This window comes from Kosakonia sp. WA-90, assembly GCF_039871955.1.
Taxonomy (GTDB): Bacteria; Pseudomonadota; Gammaproteobacteria; order Enterobacterales; family Enterobacteriaceae; genus Kosakonia; species Kosakonia oryzendophytica.
In genome coordinates this window covers 1-13466 of sequence record NZ_JBDPLJ010000012.1, presented here as the reverse complement: position 1 = coordinate 13466, position 13466 = coordinate 1, and the positions used below count along the sequence as shown (strand labels likewise).

Below are 13466 nucleotides of genomic sequence, written 5' to 3'. Positions count from 1 at the left end.
TCTTTCTCCAACAATCCTAGAAAACGAGCGTGTTATACGCGACGTTTTTTCGGCGGACGACAACCGTTGTGAGGGATCGGAGTCACATCAGTAATATTAGTGATGCGGAAACCAGCGGCGTTCAGTGCACGAATAGTAGATTCGCGACCCGGACCCGGTCCCTTAACCATAACTTCCAGATTCTTGATGCCATATTCTTTTACGGCTTCAGCGCAACGCTCTGCCGCAACCTGAGCTGCGAACGGAGTGGATTTGCGAGAACCACGGAAACCGGAACCACCGGCTGTTGCCCAACCCAGCGCGTTACCCTGACGATCAGTAATAGTAACGATGGTGTTGTTGAAAGAAGCATGGATATGAGCCACGCCGTCAGAGACTTGTTTTCTTACACGTTTACGTGCACGAATTGGTGCCTTTGCCATTATTCAATCACCCCGATTATTTCTTGATCGGTTTGCGCGGACCCTTACGGGTACGTGCGTTGGTCTTGGTACGCTGACCGCGAACCGGGAGACCACGACGATGACGCAAACCGCGATAGCAACCAAGATCCATCAGGCGCTTGATGCTCATGCTAATTTCACGGCGCAGATCACCTTCAACGACAAATTTGGCAACTTCGTCACGCAGCGTGTCGATTTGTTCTTCAGACAGCTCACTGATCTTAACATTTTCAGCGATGCCCGCAGAAGCCAGAATAGCTTGAGAGCGGGTTTTGCCGATACCGTAGATCGAAGTTAATGCGATCACAGCATGTTTTTGATCAGGAATGTTAATGCCTGCTATACGGGCCACTATGCACTCCTATAATTTTACTTGCACGCACCATGCTGAAAAGCCCGTTTTCAGGATACTCAAATGGAAACGTACAGACATACAAAAGATTGGCTGGCTAATCTAGCCAGCTCAACCCAACTTTGCAAGAAAAATATGCGAAATAATCAGCCTTGGCGCTGTTTATGTTTCGGCTCGGCACTGCAAATCACACGGATGACGCCATCACGTTTAACGATTTTGCAGTTACGGCATAATTTCTTGACGGAAGCACGAACTTTCATTTTTACTCTCCGTAACTTCTCGGGCGACCATTACCGGCCATAGCCTTTCAGGTTCGCCTTCTTCAATGCAGACTCATACTGACTAGACATCATCAGAGTTTGCACTTGAGCCATAAAGTCCATAATCACGACGACAACGATAAGCAGTGAAGTCCCACCGAAGTAGAACGGTACTTTCATCGCATCACGCATGAACTCCGGGATCAGGCAGATAAAAGTAATATAAAGCGCACCGACCAGAGTCAGACGGGTCATTACTTTATCGATATACTTCGCCGTTTGCTCTCCCGGACGAATTCCTGGTACAAATGCACCGGACTTCTTCAGGTTATCTGCTGTTTCACGCGGGTTGAAGACCAACGCCGTGTAGAAGAAACAGAAGAAGATGATTGCAGACGCATAGAGTAACACATAAAGCGGTTGCCCAGGCTGCAAATACAGCGAAATTGTTGTCAGCCAGTTCCAACCAGTACCGCCCCCGAACCATGACGCGATGGTAGCCGGGAACAGAATAATACTGGAAGCGAAGATTGCCGGGATTACCCCCGCCATATTCACTTTCAGCGGTAAATGTGTGCTCTGAGCAGCATAGACTCGACGGCCTTGCTGACGTTTGGCGTAGTTTACCACAATGCGGCGTTGACCACGTTCAACGAATACAACAAAGAACGTCACAGCAAATACTAATACTGCAACCAACAGCAACAGGAGGAAGTGCAGGTCGCCTTGACGCGCTTGCTCGATAGTATGGGCAATGGCTGGCGGAAGTCCCGCCACAATACCAGCGAAGATAATGATCGAAATACCGTTACCGATACCACGTTCAGTAATCTGTTCGCCGAGCCACATCAGGAACATTGTCCCCGTAACCAGACTTACAACAGCGGTGAAGTAGAATGCAAAGCCTGGATTCATTACCAGGCCCTGCATACCAGGCATATTCGGCAGACCAGTAGCAATACCGATCGACTGGAATATTGCCAACACCAGAGTACCGTAGCGGGTGTACTGGCTGATCTTACGACGACCAGACTCCCCTTCTTTCTTCAATTCTGCCAAGGCCGGATGAACGACCGTTAACAATTGGATGATAATCGATGCCGAGATATACGGCATGATACCCAATGCGAAGATAGAAGCACGGCTTAAAGCACCACCAGAGAACATGTTGAACATTTCAATGATGGTGCCACGCTGTTGTTCAAGCAGTTTGGCAAGTACAGCGGCATCGATACCAGGGATCGGAATAAAAGAGCCAATACGGAAAACAATCAACGCACCGATAACAAACAGCAGTCTGCGTTTCAGTTCGCCAATTCCACCCTTGGCACTTTGAAAATCTAATCCCGGTTGCTTAGCCATCTGCTACTTATTCCTCAATTTTACCGCCAGCAGCTTCGATAGCAGCACGAGCGCCTTTCGACACGCGTAAGCCACGAACAGTTACCGGACGAGCAACTTCACCAGCCAGGATCACTTTCGCGAACTCGATCTGGATGCCGATAATGTTAGCCGCTTTCAGCGTGTTCAGGTCTACTACGTCGCCTTCTACTTTAGCCAGATCGGACAGACGAATCTCTGCCGTGATCATTGCTTTACGAGAAGTGAAACCGAATTTCGGCAGACGACGATACAGAGGCATCTGACCACCCTCGAAACCGCGACGTACGCCACCGCCAGAACGAGATTTCTGACCTTTGTGACCACGACCACCGGTTTTACCGAGGCCAGAACCGATACCACGACCCAGGCGTTTACCCGCCTTTTTGGAGCCTTCGGCCGGAGACAGAGTATTTAAACGCATCTCTTACTCCTCAACTTTAACCATGAAGGAAACCGCGTTGACCATACCACGAACCGCAGGAGTATCCTCACGTTCAACAGTATGACCAATACGACGCAGACCCAGGCCAAGCAGCGTTGCCTTGTGTTTCGGCAGACGACCGATTGCACTGCGGGTTTGAGTGATTTTAATAGTCTTTGCCATGGTCAATTACCCCAGAATTTCTTCAACGGATTTACCACGCTTGGCAGCGACCATTTCCGGGGACTTCATATTCGCCAGGCCATCAATAGTTGCACGAACCACGTTAATCGGGTTGGTGGAACCATATGCTTTAGCCAGTACGTTATGAACCCCAGCGACTTCCAGAACGGCGCGCATTGCACCACCGGCGATGATACCGGTACCTTCGGAAGCCGGCTGCATGAAGACACGAGAACCCGTGTGAACACCTTTAACCGGGTGCTGCAGGGTGCCGTGATTCAGCGCGACGTTAATCATATTGCGACGGGCTTTTTCCATCGCTTTCTGGATCGCTGCCGGAACTTCGCGAGCTTTACCGTAACCAAAACCGACGCGGCCATTACCATCCCCAACAGTCACAAGAGCTGTGAAGGAGAAAATACGACCACCCTTTACGGTTTTAGATACGCGGTTTACCGCGATCAGCTTTTCCTGCAGTTCGCCAGCTTGTTTTTCGATGTGAGCCATCTTACACCTCTACCTTAGAACTGAAGGCCAGCTTCACGAGCAGCATCTGCCAGTGCCTGGACGCGACCATGATATTGGAACCCGGAACGGTCAAAGGACACATCTTTAATGCCTTTTTCCAGAGCGCGTTCAGCTACAGCTTTACCCACAGCTGCGGCCGCGTCTTTGTTACCGGTGTACTTCAGTTGTTCCGCGATAGCTTTTTCTACAGTAGAAGCAGCTACCAGAACTTCAGAACCATTCGATGCGATTACCTGGGCGTAAATATGACGCGGGGTACGATGTACCACCAGGCGGGTCGCACCAAGCTCTTTGAGCTTGCGGCGTGCGCGGGTCGCACGACGGATACGAGCAGATTTCTTATCCATAGTGTTACCTTACTTCTTCTTAGCCTCTTTGGTACGCACGACTTCGTCGGCGTAACGAACACCCTTGCCTTTGTAAGGCTCAGGACGACGGTAGGCGCGCAAATCAGCTGCAACCTGGCCGATAACCTGTTTATCAGCGCCTTTCAGCACGATTTCAGTTTGAGTCGGACATTCAGCAGTGATACCCGCCGGCAGTTGATGGTCAACAGGATGAGAGAAACCCAGTGCCAGGTTTACTACATTCCCTTTAACCGCTGCACGATAACCTACACCAACCAGCTGCAGCTTCTTGGTGAAGCCTTCGGTAACACCGATAACCATTGAGTTCAGCAGGGCACGCGCGGTACCAGCCTGAGCCCAAGCGTTCGCGTAACCTTCACGCGGACCAAAGGTCAGAACATTGTCTGCATGGTTAACTTCAACAGCATCGTTAAGGGTACGAGTCAGCTCGCCGTTTTTACCTTTGATCGTAATAACCTGACCGTTGATTTTTACATCAACGCCGGCAGGAATAACGACCGGTGCTTTAGCAACACGAGACATTTTTTCCTCCGATTAGGCTACGTAGCAGATAATTTCGCCACCAAGACCAGCCTGGCGCGCTGCACGATCAGTCATAACACCTTTTGAGGTAGAAACAACTGCGACACCCATACCACCCATAACTTTCGGCAGCTCATCTTTTTTCTTATAGATGCGCAGACCAGGGCGGCTGATACGCTGAATGCTTTCTACCACAGCTTTACCCTGGAAGTATTTGAGAGTCACTTCCAGTTCCGGCTTGATGTCGCCTTCAATTTTGAAATCTTCAATAAAACCTTCTTCCTTCAGCACGTTGGCGATTGCCACTTTCAGCTTGGAGGAAGGCATGGTGACCGCAGCTTTGTTCGCGGCCTGACCGTTACGGATACGGGTCAGCATATCCGCGATCGGATCTTGCATGCTCATCTGTCTTTACTCCCGTGATTCAATTGGTGACAATTACCAGCTAGCCTTTTTCAGACCCGGGATTTCACCGCGCATAGCGGATTCACGGACCTTGATACGGCTCAACCCGAACTTCCGCAGGAAACCATGCGGACGACCAGTTTGACGGCAGCGGTTACGCTGACGAGACGGGCTGGAATCACGCGGCAGACTCTGCAGCTTGAGAACAGCGTTCCAACGATCTTCGTCGGAAGCGTTCACATCAGAAATGATCGCTTTCAGTTCAGCGCGTTTCGCGAAGTATTTTTCAGCTAAAGCTACGCGTTTAACTTCGCGTGCTTTCATAGATTGCTTAGCCATGAAGTAACCCTACCTTACTTGCGGAACGGGAAGTCAAAGGCAGCCAGCAGAGCACGGCCTTCTTCGTCAGATTTCGCAGTAGTGGTAATGGTAATATCCAAACCACGCACGCGGTCGACTTTATCGTAGTCGATTTCTGGGAAGATGATCTGCTCACGGACACCCATGCTGTAGTTACCACGACCGTCGAAAGACTTAGCGGACAAGCCACGGAAGTCACGGATACGCGGTACAGCAATAGTGATCAGGCGCTCAAAGAACTCCCACATGCGTTCGCCACGCAGAGTCACTTTACAGCCGATCGGATAGCCCTGACGGATTTTGAAGCCCGCAACAGATTTGCGCGCTTTGGTGATCAACGGTTTTTGACCGGAGATTGCTGCCAGGTCAGCTGCTGCGTTATCCAGCAGTTTCTTGTCAGCGATCGCTTCACCAACACCCATATTCAGGGTGATCTTCTCGACCCGAGGGACTTGCATGACAGAATTGTAGTTAAACTCAGTCATGAGTTTTTTAACTACTTCGTCTTTGTAGTAATCATGCAGTTTCGCCATCGTACTACTCCAAATTACTTGATAGTTTCGCTGTTAGACTTGAAGAAACGGACTTTTTTACCGTCTTCGAATCTAAAGCCTACACGGTCAGCCTTGCCGGTTGCCGCATTGAAGATTGCAACGTTAGAAACCTGAATAGCAGCTTCTTTTTCAACGATGCCGCCTGGTTGGTTCAGGGCCGGAACCGGCTTCTGATGTTTTTTAACCAGGTTGATACCTTCAACAATGATCTTGCCGGAAGACAGGACATTTTTTACTTTACCGCGCTTACCTTTATCTTTACCGGTTAACACGATAACTTCGTCATCACGACGGATTTTAGCTGCCATGATTCGCTCCTTAGAGTACTTCTGGTGCCAGAGAGATGATTTTCATAAACTTCTCAGAACGAAGTTCACGAGTAACCGGCCCAAAAATACGCGTACCGATTGGCTGCTCGCTGTTGTTGTTCAGAAGAACACAAGCATTGCCATCGAAGCGAACGACAGAACCGTCAGGGCGACGAACACCCTTCTTGGTGCGCACCACTACCGCCTTCAGCACATCACCTTTTTTGACCTTACCACGCGGAATTGCTTCTTTGATGGTGATCTTGATGATGTCGCCGACGCCTGCGTAGCGACGGTGCGAGCCACCCAGAACCTTGATACACATTACGCGACGTGCACCGGAGTTGTCGGCGACGTTCAGCATAGTCTGTTCTTGGATCATTTCAGTGCTCCGCTAATGTCAACTACTACTGAAGACCCCAAAATCAGGGTCGATAAAAAGCCCCATATCGGGGGCGCAGCATTATAACACCGCTTCCCTGAGATGGGTAGAAAAAATAAACGGCCCATCGCTGAGCCGTTTATTCGTTAGAGAACGCGTACTGTATTACAGAACAGCTTTCTCTACAACGCGAACCAGCGTCCAGGACTTAGTCTTGGACAGCGGACGGCATTCGCGGATTTCAACCACGTCGCCGGTACCGCATTCATTGTTCTCGTCATGTACGTGCAGTTTGGTCGTACGTTTAATGAATTTACCGTAGATCGGGTGTTTCACGAAACGTTCGATAGCTACAACAATGGATTTCTCCATTTTGTCGCTAACAACACGACCTTGCAGAGTACGGATTTTATCGGTCATTACGCACCCGCCTTCTCAGTCAGTAAAGTCTTAACGCGTGCGACATCACGACGCACTTGCTTCAACAGGTGAGTCTGTTGCAGCTGGCCACTTGCCGCCTGCATACGCAGGTTGAACTGCTCGCGCAGCAGGTTAAGCAGCTCGGTGTTCAGCTCTTCAACGCTCTTTTCACGCAGCTCTTTTGCTTTCATTACATCACCGTCTTAGTTACAAAGGTGGTTTTAATCGGCAGTTTTGCTGCTGCCAGCTCGAAGGCTTCACGGGCCAGCTCTTCCGGAACACCGTCCATTTCATACAGGACTTTACCCGGCTGAATCAAGGCAACCCAATACTCCACGTTACCTTTACCTTTACCCATACGAACTTCCAGCGGCTTCTCGGTGATCGGTTTGTCCGGGAATACACGGATCCAGATCTTACCCTGACGCTTAACAGCACGAGTCATAGCACGACGTGCTGCTTCGATCTGACGAGCGGTCAGACGACCACGGCCAACAGCTTTCAGACCGTAAGTGCCGAAGCTCACATCCGTGCCCTGCGCGAGACCACGGTTGCGGCCTTTATGCACTTTACGGAATTTTGTACGCTTTGGTTGTAACATCAGCGACGCTCCTTATTTACGGCCTTTACGCTGCTGCTTTTTAGGTTGAGCAGCCGGTTTTTCCGGTTGTTCAACTGCAGCCATACCACCAAGGATCTCACCTTTGAAGATCCACACTTTTACGCCGATTACACCGTAAGTGGTGTGCGCTTCAGAGGTGTTGTAGTCGATGTCAGCACGCAGAGTGTGCAGCGGAACGCGACCTTCACGATACCATTCGGTACGTGCGATCTCAGCACCGCCCAGACGGCCGCTAACTTCAACTTTGATACCTTTAGCGCCCAGACGCATTGCGTTCTGTACAGCACGCTTCATCGCACGACGGAACATAACACGACGTTCCAGCTGAGAAGTGATGCTGTCAGCAACCAGTTTTGCGTCCAGTTCAGGTTTACGAACTTCGGCGATATTGATCTGAGCAGGAACGCCAGCGATATCCGCTACGACCTTGCGCAGTTTTTCAACGTCTTCACCTTTCTTACCGATAACGATACCCGGGCGAGCAGTGTGAATAGTCACACGGATGCTTTTAGCCGGACGCTCGATAACGATACGAGATACAGACGCTTTAGCCAGTTCCTTCGTCAGGTACTGACGTACTTTAAAGTCGCTGTCCAGGTTGTCAGCGAATTCTTTGGTGTTCGCAAACCAGGTTGAGTTCCATGGTTTTACAATACCCAGGCGAATACCATTAGGATGTACTTTCTGACCCATTGCTAGTCTCCAGAGTCTCAGCGATCGGACACAACCACAGTAATGTGGCTGGTGCGCTTCAGGATGCGATCTGCACGACCTTTTGCACGCGGCATAATGCGCTTCATGCTCGGGCCTTCGTCTACGAAAATTTTCGCAACTTTCAGATCGTCAATGTCAGCGCCATCGTTGTGTTCAGCGTTAGCAATGGCAGATTCCAGAACTTTCTTGACCAGTACAGCCGCTTTCTTATTGGTGTAGGTCAGAATATCCAGGGCCTGCGACACTTTCTTACCGCGAATCAGGTCAGCAACAAGGCGAACCTTCTGAGCAGAAGAACGAGCATGGCGATGTTGAGCTAAAGTTTCCATCTCTTCCTCCTACCTTATTTCTTCTTCGCTTTTTTATCAGCAGCATGGCCGCGATAAGTACGAGTCGGTGCGAATTCACCCAGTTTGTGACCGACCATTTCGTCGGAAACAAATACCGGAACGTGCTGACGACCATTATGGACAGCGATGGTCAAACCGATCATGTTAGGAAAGATCGTTGAACGACGGGACCAAGTGCGCAGGGGCTTCTTGTCTCCGCTTTCCACCGCTTTCTCTACCTTCTTCAGCAAGTGCAGGTCAATAAAAGGACCTTTCTTGAGAGAACGTGGCATGGCTTATCCTCTAAAATTATTTGCTACGGCGACGTACGATGAATTTATCAGTACGCTTGTTGCTGCGGGTCTTCTTACCTTTGGTCTGCAGGCCCCACGGGGATACCGGGTGCTTACCAAAGTTACGACCTTCACCACCACCATGTGGGTGATCGACTGGGTTCATCGCGGTACCGCGAACGGTCGGACGAACACCACGCCAGCGTGCAGCACCTGCTTTACCCAGAACGCGCAGCATATGCTCAGCATTGCCAACTTCGCCCAGAGTAGCGCGGCATTCTGCTTCGACTTTACGCATTTCACCAGAACGCAGACGCAGGGTGACATAAGCACCATCACGAGCAACGATCTGAACGTAAGTACCAGCGGAACGAGCCAGCTGACCGCCTTTACCTGGTTTCATTTCTACGTTGTGAACGGTAGAACCAACCGGGATATTGCGCATCGGCAGGGTGTTGCCTGCTTTGATTGCAGCATCAACGCCAGACTGAATCTGGTCGCCAGCTTTCAGGCCTTTCGGGGCCAGGATGTAACGGCGTTCGCCGTCTTTGTACAGAACCAGCGCGATGTTCGCGGAACGGTTCGGATCGTACTCAAGACGTTCAACAACTGCCGGGATACCATCTTTGTTGCGTTTGAAGTCAACAATACGGTAAGCCTGCTTGTGGCCACCACCGATATGACGAGTGGTGATACGGCCATTGTTGTTACGACCACCGGATTTGCTGTTTTTTTCCAGCAACGGAGCAAACGGTTTGCCCTTGTGCAGCTCAGGGTTAACCACTTTAACTACGTGGCGACGACCCGGAGATGTCGGTTTACATTTAACAACTGCCATTGTATTACTCCTCCGACTTACTCAGCGCCGCCGACGAAGTCCAGATTCTGGCCTTCTTTCAGGGTGACGTAAGCTTTTTTCCAGTCGCTACGACGACCGATACGCTGTCCGTGACGTTTAACTTTCCCTTTAACTACCAGGGTGTTAACGACTTCGACTTCGACTTCAAACAGTTTCTGCACAGCAGCTTTGATTTCTGCTTTGGTCGCGTCTTTAGCAACTTTGAGAACGATGGTGTTTGTTTTTTCCATCGCAGTAGACGCTTTTTCAGAAACGTGCGGTGCACGCAGCACCTTCAGCAGACGTTCTTCACGAATCATGCCAGCATCTCCTCAACTTGCTTAACAGCATCAGCAGTCATTACGACTTTGTCGAAGGCGATCAGGCTAACCGGGTCGATACCAGTCGCGTCGCGAACGTCAACCTTGTGCAGGTTGCGCGCGGCCAGGAACAGGTTCTCGTCCAGCTCACCGGTGATGATCAGCACATCTTCCAGAGCCATGTCTTTCAGTTTCTGAGCAAGCAGCTTGGTTTTCGGTGCTTCAACAGAGAACTGCTCGACAACGATCAGACGATCCTGACGTACCAGTTCGGACAGGATGCTTTTCAGCGCGCCGCGGTACATCTTTTTGTTAACTTTTTGACTGTGGTCCTGCGGACGCGCAGCGAAGGTCACGCCACCAGAACGCCAGATCGGGCTCTTGATAGAACCAGAACGAGCGCGGCCGGTGCCTTTCTGGCGCCACGGTTTTTTGCCGGAACCAGTTACTTCAGCACGGGTCTTCTGAGCACGAGTGCCCTGACGCGCACCAGCTGCATAAGCAACAACAACCTGGTGTACCAGCGCTTCGTTAAAGTCACGACCGAAGGTAGTTTCGGAAACAGTCAGCGCGCTCTGCGCGTCTTTCAATACTAATTCCATTGCTATCTCCTCACGCCTTCACAGCTGGTTTAACGATCAGGTCGCTACCGGTTGCACCCGGGACAGCACCTTTAACCAGCAGCAGGTTGCGCTCAGCGTCAACACGTACTACGTCCAGGCTCTGAACGGTTACACGCTCATTACCCAGCTGACCTGCCATTTTCTTGCCCTTGAACACTTTGCCCGGAGTCTGGTTCTGACCGATAGAACCCGGAACGCGGTGAGACAGGGAGTTACCGTGAGTAGCGTCCTGGGTACGGAAGTTCCAGCGCTTAACGGTACCGGCGAAACCTTTACCTTTAGAGGTGCCAGTTACGTCAACTTTTTTAACTTCAGCAAACAGTTCAACGCTAATGTTCTGACCTACGGTGAATTCTTCGCCGTCAGCAAGACGGAATTCCCACAGACCACGGCCAGCTTCAACGCCAGCTTTAGCGAAGTGACCAGCTTCCGGCTTGGTTACACGGTTAGCTTTTTTAGCACCGGTGGTAACCTGGATAGCACGGTAGCCATCGTTAGCCAGATCTTTAACCTGAGTAACGCGGTTTGCTTCAACTTCGATTACGGTTACTGGGATAGATACGCCATCTTCAGTGAAGATGCGGGTCATGCCCACTTTTTTACCGACTAAACCAATCATTGTTTCAACCTCTCAATCGCTCGATGACCTGATCAACCCAGGCTGATCTGCACGTCTACACCGGCAGCCAGATCCAGACGCATCAGAGCATCAACGGTTTTCTCGGTTGGCTCAACGATGTCAACCAGACGCTTGTGAGTGCGGATTTCGTACTGATCACGCGCGTCTTTGTTGACGTGCGGGGAGATCAGAACGGTAAAGCGCTCTTTGCGGGTCGGCAGCGGGATCGGACCACGAACTTGCGCACCAGTGCGCTTCGCAGTCTCGACGATTTCGGCGGTTGATTGATCGATCAGACGATGATCAAACGCTTTCAAGCGGATACGGATTCTTTGGTTCTGCATGAGACCAGAGCTCCAATTATTTATAGACGAAAATAATTACTCCTCACACCCATTACGATTGATGGGGGAGTGTAATCGTTCTTACGTAGCCCCCCAATCGGGGGCATTGTTAGCGGTTAAACCACACCGCTATGGCTCAGATTGAACCAGCCGTCATTTACTACAGGCCCGCGCATTATACGCAAATCCAGACGCGACGCAAGTGCAGCGTAGAAATTAAGCAGTCTTGCGTGCTGGTTCCGGGTTCTGATGCGAATGCAACAGTACGGCACATATCTTCGCAAGCAACTGCGCAATATCACGATTACGCGTTTTCTTTATTTCCCGTACTCCGGCACCCTCGACTGCACATAACTGCATTTCAAAAAGGAGCAATGTGCTGATTTTTCTTTCTATTTATCTGGTGCTGAATGTAATCCTTATCCGCTGTGATATGCGTTCAGGGCTGCTACCAGACCGATTCACCTGCCCCCTCTTATGGGCCGGGTTACTTTGGCATTGCGTCTTACACCCACCTTTTTTAGCAAGCGCGGTTATCGGTGCGATTGCTGGCTACGCAGGCTTTGCGCTGATCTATTGGGGGTACCGTTTCATACGTCATCAAGAAGGGCTTGGCTATGGTGATATCAAATTTCTGGCCGCGCTGGGAGCCTGGCATGGCTGGCAAAGTTTACCTATGCTGGTATTTCTCGCAGCCTTGATGGCAGGCTGTGCGGTAGTGACGAAAACATGCTTGAGTCGCAGATTACAGGTACTAAAAAACCCGCTGCCTTTCGGGCCATTTCTGGCAGCAGCGGGTTTGCTGATGGGGTATCACACCATGGGGCTGGGTTAATCTTCAACTTTGATTTGCGATTGCAGGTAGTTCGGCACCCCAATTTTACCAATCAGGTCAAGCTCGGTTTCCAGCCAGTCGATATGATGTTCTTCATCGGCAAGAATTGCGATCATCATATCGCGACTGACATAATCATGGACACTATCAGCATAGGCGATCGCTTCACGCAAATCTTTCGCGCCTTCAAGCTCCAGTCTCAGATCAGATTGCAGCATCTCTTCAACATCTTCACCAATCCCGAGCTTGCCTAAATCTTGCAGATTCGGGATCCCTTCTAAAAACAAAATACGCTCGATGTACTTATCTGCGTGTTTCATTTCATCGATGGATTCATGGTATTCGATATCATTCAGGCGCGTCAGCCCCCAGTTCTTAAACATACGCGCATGGAGAAAATACTGGTTTATTGCGACAAGCTCATTTCCCAATAATTTATTGAGATAGTTTATGATTTTAACATCACCTTTCATTATATAGTCCCTCCGCTTCCACTCATTGAAGCGTAGATGGGGCTACAGGGATGTCAAAAAAAAGATAGCGCCTCAGGCGATCTCTTTATATTCCGGGAGCTGTGTGAGCTCATCCTGCATAATTTCTCGTGCAGCACGTATGCACTTGCCACATTGGTTTCCTACAGGAACAAACTTGCGAAGCTGCTGAAAGGATTGAGGGTGAAACTGGCGTACAGCCTGGCGAATCTTTTTATCACTCACACCATTACACAAACAAACGTACATGATCACTCCCGTTCAATTTATGCGCAAAAGTGTAAATGAGAATGGTTACGATTACAATAGCACAAACTGTAAAGCTGTTGCGGTATGGTCCGCAAAATCACACATAAATATGGCTGTTACTAAATAGCAGACAGCAAAAAGGGCGCCGAAGCGCCCTTTTCAATTCAAAGCTAAAAAGATTAGCCCAGAACTTTTGCTACAACGCCCGCGCCAACGGTACGGCCGCCTTCACGGATTGCGAAACGCAGACCATCGTCCATCGCAATCGGGTGAATCAGGGTAACAACCATTTTGATG

29 protein-coding genes are annotated in these 13466 nt (G+C 50.2%); 1 reads left to right on the top strand and 28 read right to left on the bottom strand.

The window, feature by feature from the left end; all coding sequences use genetic code 11:
* Positions 1-32: 32 nt before the first annotated feature.
* From rpsK to rpsJ, 25 genes are all read right to left on the bottom strand, one after another.
* Positions 33-422, bottom strand: a complete 390-nt coding sequence (rpsK, locus tag ABGA49_RS15900; RefSeq protein WP_002919257.1) for a 30S ribosomal protein S11 — start codon at positions 420-422, stop codon at positions 33-35.
* Positions 423-438: 16 nt separating this feature from the next.
* Complete coding sequence (rpsM, locus tag ABGA49_RS15895; RefSeq protein ID WP_061492931.1) at positions 439-795, bottom strand: 30S ribosomal protein S13; 357 nt, start codon at positions 793-795, stop codon at positions 439-441.
* A gap of 146 nt (positions 796-941) precedes the next feature.
* Positions 942-1058, bottom strand: coding sequence for a 50S ribosomal protein L36 (gene rpmJ / locus ABGA49_RS15890; protein ID WP_000868187.1), 117 nt, complete (start codon positions 1056-1058; stop codon positions 942-944).
* A 30-nt stretch (positions 1059-1088) separates the two neighbouring features.
* Complete coding sequence (gene secY / locus ABGA49_RS15885; protein ID WP_007369823.1) at positions 1089-2420, bottom strand: preprotein translocase subunit SecY; 1332 nt, start codon at positions 2418-2420, stop codon at positions 1089-1091.
* Positions 2421-2427: 7 nt separating this feature from the next.
* A complete protein-coding gene (gene rplO / locus ABGA49_RS15880; protein ID WP_061492930.1) occupies positions 2428-2862 on the bottom strand; it encodes a 50S ribosomal protein L15 in 435 nt (144 codons plus the stop codon).
* 3 nt (positions 2863-2865) lie between these two features.
* Complete coding sequence (gene rpmD / locus ABGA49_RS15875; protein WP_001140434.1) at positions 2866-3045, bottom strand: 50S ribosomal protein L30; 180 nt, start codon at positions 3043-3045, stop codon at positions 2866-2868.
* Between the two features lie 6 nt (positions 3046-3051).
* Positions 3052-3552, bottom strand: coding sequence for a 30S ribosomal protein S5 (gene rpsE, locus ABGA49_RS15870; RefSeq protein ID WP_061492929.1), 501 nt, complete (start codon positions 3550-3552; stop codon positions 3052-3054).
* A gap of 14 nt (positions 3553-3566) precedes the next feature.
* Positions 3567-3920 carry a 50S ribosomal protein L18 gene (rplR, locus tag ABGA49_RS15865; RefSeq protein WP_007369820.1) on the bottom strand — a complete coding sequence of 118 codons (354 nt, stop codon included), beginning with the start codon at positions 3918-3920 and terminating at the stop codon, positions 3567-3569.
* 9 nt (positions 3921-3929) lie between these two features.
* Positions 3930-4463, bottom strand: coding sequence for a 50S ribosomal protein L6 (gene rplF, locus ABGA49_RS15860; protein WP_061492928.1), 534 nt, complete (start codon positions 4461-4463; stop codon positions 3930-3932).
* Positions 4464-4475: 12 nt separating this feature from the next.
* A complete protein-coding gene (gene rpsH, locus ABGA49_RS15855) occupies positions 4476-4868 on the bottom strand; it encodes a 30S ribosomal protein S8 (RefSeq protein WP_061492927.1) in 393 nt (130 codons plus the stop codon).
* Positions 4869-4901: 33 nt separating this feature from the next.
* Positions 4902-5207 carry a 30S ribosomal protein S14 gene (gene rpsN / locus ABGA49_RS15850; RefSeq protein ID WP_007369817.1) on the bottom strand — a complete coding sequence of 102 codons (306 nt, stop codon included), beginning with the start codon at positions 5205-5207 and terminating at the stop codon, positions 4902-4904.
* Between the two features lie 14 nt (positions 5208-5221).
* A complete protein-coding gene (gene rplE / locus ABGA49_RS15845) occupies positions 5222-5761 on the bottom strand; it encodes a 50S ribosomal protein L5 (protein ID WP_001096200.1) in 540 nt (179 codons plus the stop codon).
* 14 nt (positions 5762-5775) lie between these two features.
* Entirely contained in the window at positions 5776-6090 is a 315-nt protein-coding gene (gene rplX / locus ABGA49_RS15840; protein ID WP_007369816.1) for a 50S ribosomal protein L24, read from the bottom strand.
* Positions 6091-6100: 10 nt separating this feature from the next.
* Entirely contained in the window at positions 6101-6472 is a 372-nt protein-coding gene (gene rplN, locus ABGA49_RS15835; protein WP_004388611.1) for a 50S ribosomal protein L14, read from the bottom strand.
* 165 nt (positions 6473-6637) lie between these two features.
* Positions 6638-6892 carry a 30S ribosomal protein S17 gene (gene rpsQ, locus ABGA49_RS15830; RefSeq protein WP_003031120.1) on the bottom strand — a complete coding sequence of 85 codons (255 nt, stop codon included), beginning with the start codon at positions 6890-6892 and terminating at the stop codon, positions 6638-6640.
* Positions 6892-7083, bottom strand: a complete 192-nt coding sequence (gene rpmC / locus ABGA49_RS15825) for a 50S ribosomal protein L29 (RefSeq protein ID WP_004388609.1) — start codon at positions 7081-7083, stop codon at positions 6892-6894. The genes rpsQ and rpmC overlap by 1 nt, the downstream gene beginning before the upstream one ends.
* Positions 7083-7493, bottom strand: a complete 411-nt coding sequence (rplP, locus tag ABGA49_RS15820; RefSeq protein WP_007369814.1) for a 50S ribosomal protein L16 — start codon at positions 7491-7493, stop codon at positions 7083-7085. Before rplP ends, rpmC begins: the two co-directional genes overlap by 1 nt.
* A 12-nt stretch (positions 7494-7505) precedes the next feature.
* Positions 7506-8207: a 30S ribosomal protein S3 gene (gene rpsC, locus ABGA49_RS15815; protein WP_000529945.1), complete on the bottom strand. Its 702-nt coding sequence runs from the start codon at positions 8205-8207 to the stop codon at positions 7506-7508.
* Between the two features lie 17 nt (positions 8208-8224).
* Positions 8225-8557, bottom strand: coding sequence for a 50S ribosomal protein L22 (rplV, locus tag ABGA49_RS15810; RefSeq protein ID WP_002919773.1), 333 nt, complete (start codon positions 8555-8557; stop codon positions 8225-8227).
* Positions 8558-8571: 14 nt separating this feature from the next.
* The gene (rpsS, locus tag ABGA49_RS15805; protein WP_001138115.1) at positions 8572-8850 is read right to left on the bottom strand and encodes a 30S ribosomal protein S19; all 279 of its coding nucleotides are present in this window, start codon (positions 8848-8850) and stop codon (positions 8572-8574) included.
* 16 nt (positions 8851-8866) lie between these two features.
* On the bottom strand, positions 8867-9688 hold the full coding sequence (gene rplB, locus ABGA49_RS15800; RefSeq protein ID WP_061492926.1) for a 50S ribosomal protein L2: 822 nt from the start codon (positions 9686-9688) through the stop codon (positions 8867-8869).
* A 17-nt stretch (positions 9689-9705) separates the two neighbouring features.
* A complete protein-coding gene (gene rplW / locus ABGA49_RS15795; RefSeq protein WP_000617546.1) occupies positions 9706-10008 on the bottom strand; it encodes a 50S ribosomal protein L23 in 303 nt (100 codons plus the stop codon).
* Positions 10005-10610, bottom strand: a complete 606-nt coding sequence (gene rplD / locus ABGA49_RS15790; protein WP_007369811.1) for a 50S ribosomal protein L4 — start codon at positions 10608-10610, stop codon at positions 10005-10007. The genes rplW and rplD overlap by 4 nt, the downstream gene beginning before the upstream one ends.
* Before the next feature lie 10 nt (positions 10611-10620).
* A complete protein-coding gene (gene rplC, locus ABGA49_RS15785) occupies positions 10621-11250 on the bottom strand; it encodes a 50S ribosomal protein L3 (RefSeq protein ID WP_061492925.1) in 630 nt (209 codons plus the stop codon).
* Positions 11251-11282: 32 nt separating this feature from the next.
* On the bottom strand, positions 11283-11594 hold the full coding sequence (gene rpsJ / locus ABGA49_RS15780) for a 30S ribosomal protein S10 (RefSeq protein ID WP_001181005.1): 312 nt from the start codon (positions 11592-11594) through the stop codon (positions 11283-11285).
* Positions 11595-11970: 376 nt separating this feature from the next.
* On the opposite strand from rpsJ, the gene ABGA49_RS15775 reads away from it, so the two are divergent.
* The gene (locus ABGA49_RS15775) at positions 11971-12429 is read left to right on the top strand and encodes an A24 family peptidase (RefSeq protein ID WP_347665793.1); all 459 of its coding nucleotides are present in this window, start codon (positions 11971-11973) and stop codon (positions 12427-12429) included.
* On the opposite strand, the gene bfr is transcribed toward ABGA49_RS15775, so the two are convergent.
* The 3 genes from bfr to ABGA49_RS15760 all read right to left on the bottom strand — a co-directional run.
* Positions 12426-12902: a bacterioferritin gene (bfr, locus tag ABGA49_RS15770; RefSeq protein WP_061492923.1), complete on the bottom strand. Its 477-nt coding sequence runs from the start codon at positions 12900-12902 to the stop codon at positions 12426-12428. The genes ABGA49_RS15775 and bfr overlap by 4 nt on opposite strands.
* A gap of 72 nt (positions 12903-12974) precedes the next feature.
* On the bottom strand, positions 12975-13169 hold the full coding sequence (gene bfd, locus ABGA49_RS15765) for a bacterioferritin-associated ferredoxin (RefSeq protein ID WP_088237209.1): 195 nt from the start codon (positions 13167-13169) through the stop codon (positions 12975-12977).
* A gap of 179 nt (positions 13170-13348) precedes the next feature.
* A partial coding sequence (locus ABGA49_RS15760; protein ID WP_000531011.1) for an elongation factor Tu occupies positions 13349-13466 on the bottom strand: 118 nt, incomplete at its 5' end.

Bases quoted from the DNA above. Each gene is read 5' to 3' on its own strand.
- rplB (WP_061492926.1), bottom strand. From the start codon at position 9,688: ATGGCAGTTGTTAAATGTAAACCGACATCTCCGGGTCGTCGCCACGTA.
- rpsK (WP_002919257.1), bottom strand. From the start codon at position 422: ATGGCAAAGGCACCAATTCGTGCACGTAAACGTGTAAGAAAACAAGTC.
- rpsE (WP_061492929.1), bottom strand. From the start codon at position 3,552: ATGGCTCACATCGAAAAACAAGCTGGCGAACTGCAGGAAAAGCTGATC.
- rpmJ (WP_000868187.1), bottom strand. From the start codon at position 1,058: ATGAAAGTTCGTGCTTCCGTCAAGAAATTATGCCGTAACTGCAAAATC.
- rplW (WP_000617546.1), bottom strand. From the start codon at position 10,008: ATGATTCGTGAAGAACGTCTGCTGAAGGTGCTGCGTGCACCGCACGTT.
- rpsN (WP_007369817.1), bottom strand. From the start codon at position 5,207: ATGGCTAAGCAATCTATGAAAGCACGCGAAGTTAAACGCGTAGCTTTA.
- rpsH (WP_061492927.1), bottom strand. From the start codon at position 4,868: ATGAGCATGCAAGATCCGATCGCGGATATGCTGACCCGTATCCGTAAC.
- rplF (WP_061492928.1), bottom strand. From the start codon at position 4,463: ATGTCTCGTGTTGCTAAAGCACCGGTCGTTATTCCTGCCGGCGTTGAT.
- secY (WP_007369823.1), bottom strand. From the start codon at position 2,420: ATGGCTAAGCAACCGGGATTAGATTTTCAAAGTGCCAAGGGTGGAATT.
- rplE (WP_001096200.1), bottom strand. From the start codon at position 5,761: ATGGCGAAACTGCATGATTACTACAAAGACGAAGTAGTTAAAAAACTC.
- rpsQ (WP_003031120.1), bottom strand. From the start codon at position 6,892: ATGACCGATAAAATCCGTACTCTGCAAGGTCGTGTTGTTAGCGACAAA.
- rplN (WP_004388611.1), bottom strand. From the start codon at position 6,472: ATGATCCAAGAACAGACTATGCTGAACGTCGCCGACAACTCCGGTGCA.
- rplD (WP_007369811.1), bottom strand. From the start codon at position 10,610: ATGGAATTAGTATTGAAAGACGCGCAGAGCGCGCTGACTGTTTCCGAA.
- bfr (WP_061492923.1), bottom strand. From the start codon at position 12,902: ATGAAAGGTGATGTTAAAATCATAAACTATCTCAATAAATTATTGGGA.
- rpsJ (WP_001181005.1), bottom strand. From the start codon at position 11,594: ATGCAGAACCAAAGAATCCGTATCCGCTTGAAAGCGTTTGATCATCGT.
- rplO (WP_061492930.1), bottom strand. From the start codon at position 2,862: ATGCGTTTAAATACTCTGTCTCCGGCCGAAGGCTCCAAAAAGGCGGGT.
- rplP (WP_007369814.1), bottom strand. From the start codon at position 7,493: ATGTTACAACCAAAGCGTACAAAATTCCGTAAAGTGCATAAAGGCCGC.
- rpmD (WP_001140434.1), bottom strand. From the start codon at position 3,045: ATGGCAAAGACTATTAAAATCACTCAAACCCGCAGTGCAATCGGTCGT.
- rplC (WP_061492925.1), bottom strand. From the start codon at position 11,250: ATGATTGGTTTAGTCGGTAAAAAAGTGGGCATGACCCGCATCTTCACT.
- rpsC (WP_000529945.1), bottom strand. From the start codon at position 8,207: ATGGGTCAGAAAGTACATCCTAATGGTATTCGCCTGGGTATTGTAAAA.
- rplX (WP_007369816.1), bottom strand. From the start codon at position 6,090: ATGGCAGCTAAAATCCGTCGTGATGACGAAGTTATCGTGTTAACCGGT.
- rplR (WP_007369820.1), bottom strand. From the start codon at position 3,920: ATGGATAAGAAATCTGCTCGTATCCGTCGTGCGACCCGCGCACGCCGC.
- bfd (WP_088237209.1), bottom strand. From the start codon at position 13,169: ATGTACGTTTGTTTGTGTAATGGTGTGAGTGATAAAAAGATTCGCCAG.
- rpmC (WP_004388609.1), bottom strand. From the start codon at position 7,083: ATGAAAGCAAAAGAGCTGCGTGAAAAGAGCGTTGAAGAGCTGAACACC.
- rplV (WP_002919773.1), bottom strand. From the start codon at position 8,557: ATGGAAACTTTAGCTCAACATCGCCATGCTCGTTCTTCTGCTCAGAAG.
- rpsS (WP_001138115.1), bottom strand. From the start codon at position 8,850: ATGCCACGTTCTCTCAAGAAAGGTCCTTTTATTGACCTGCACTTGCTG.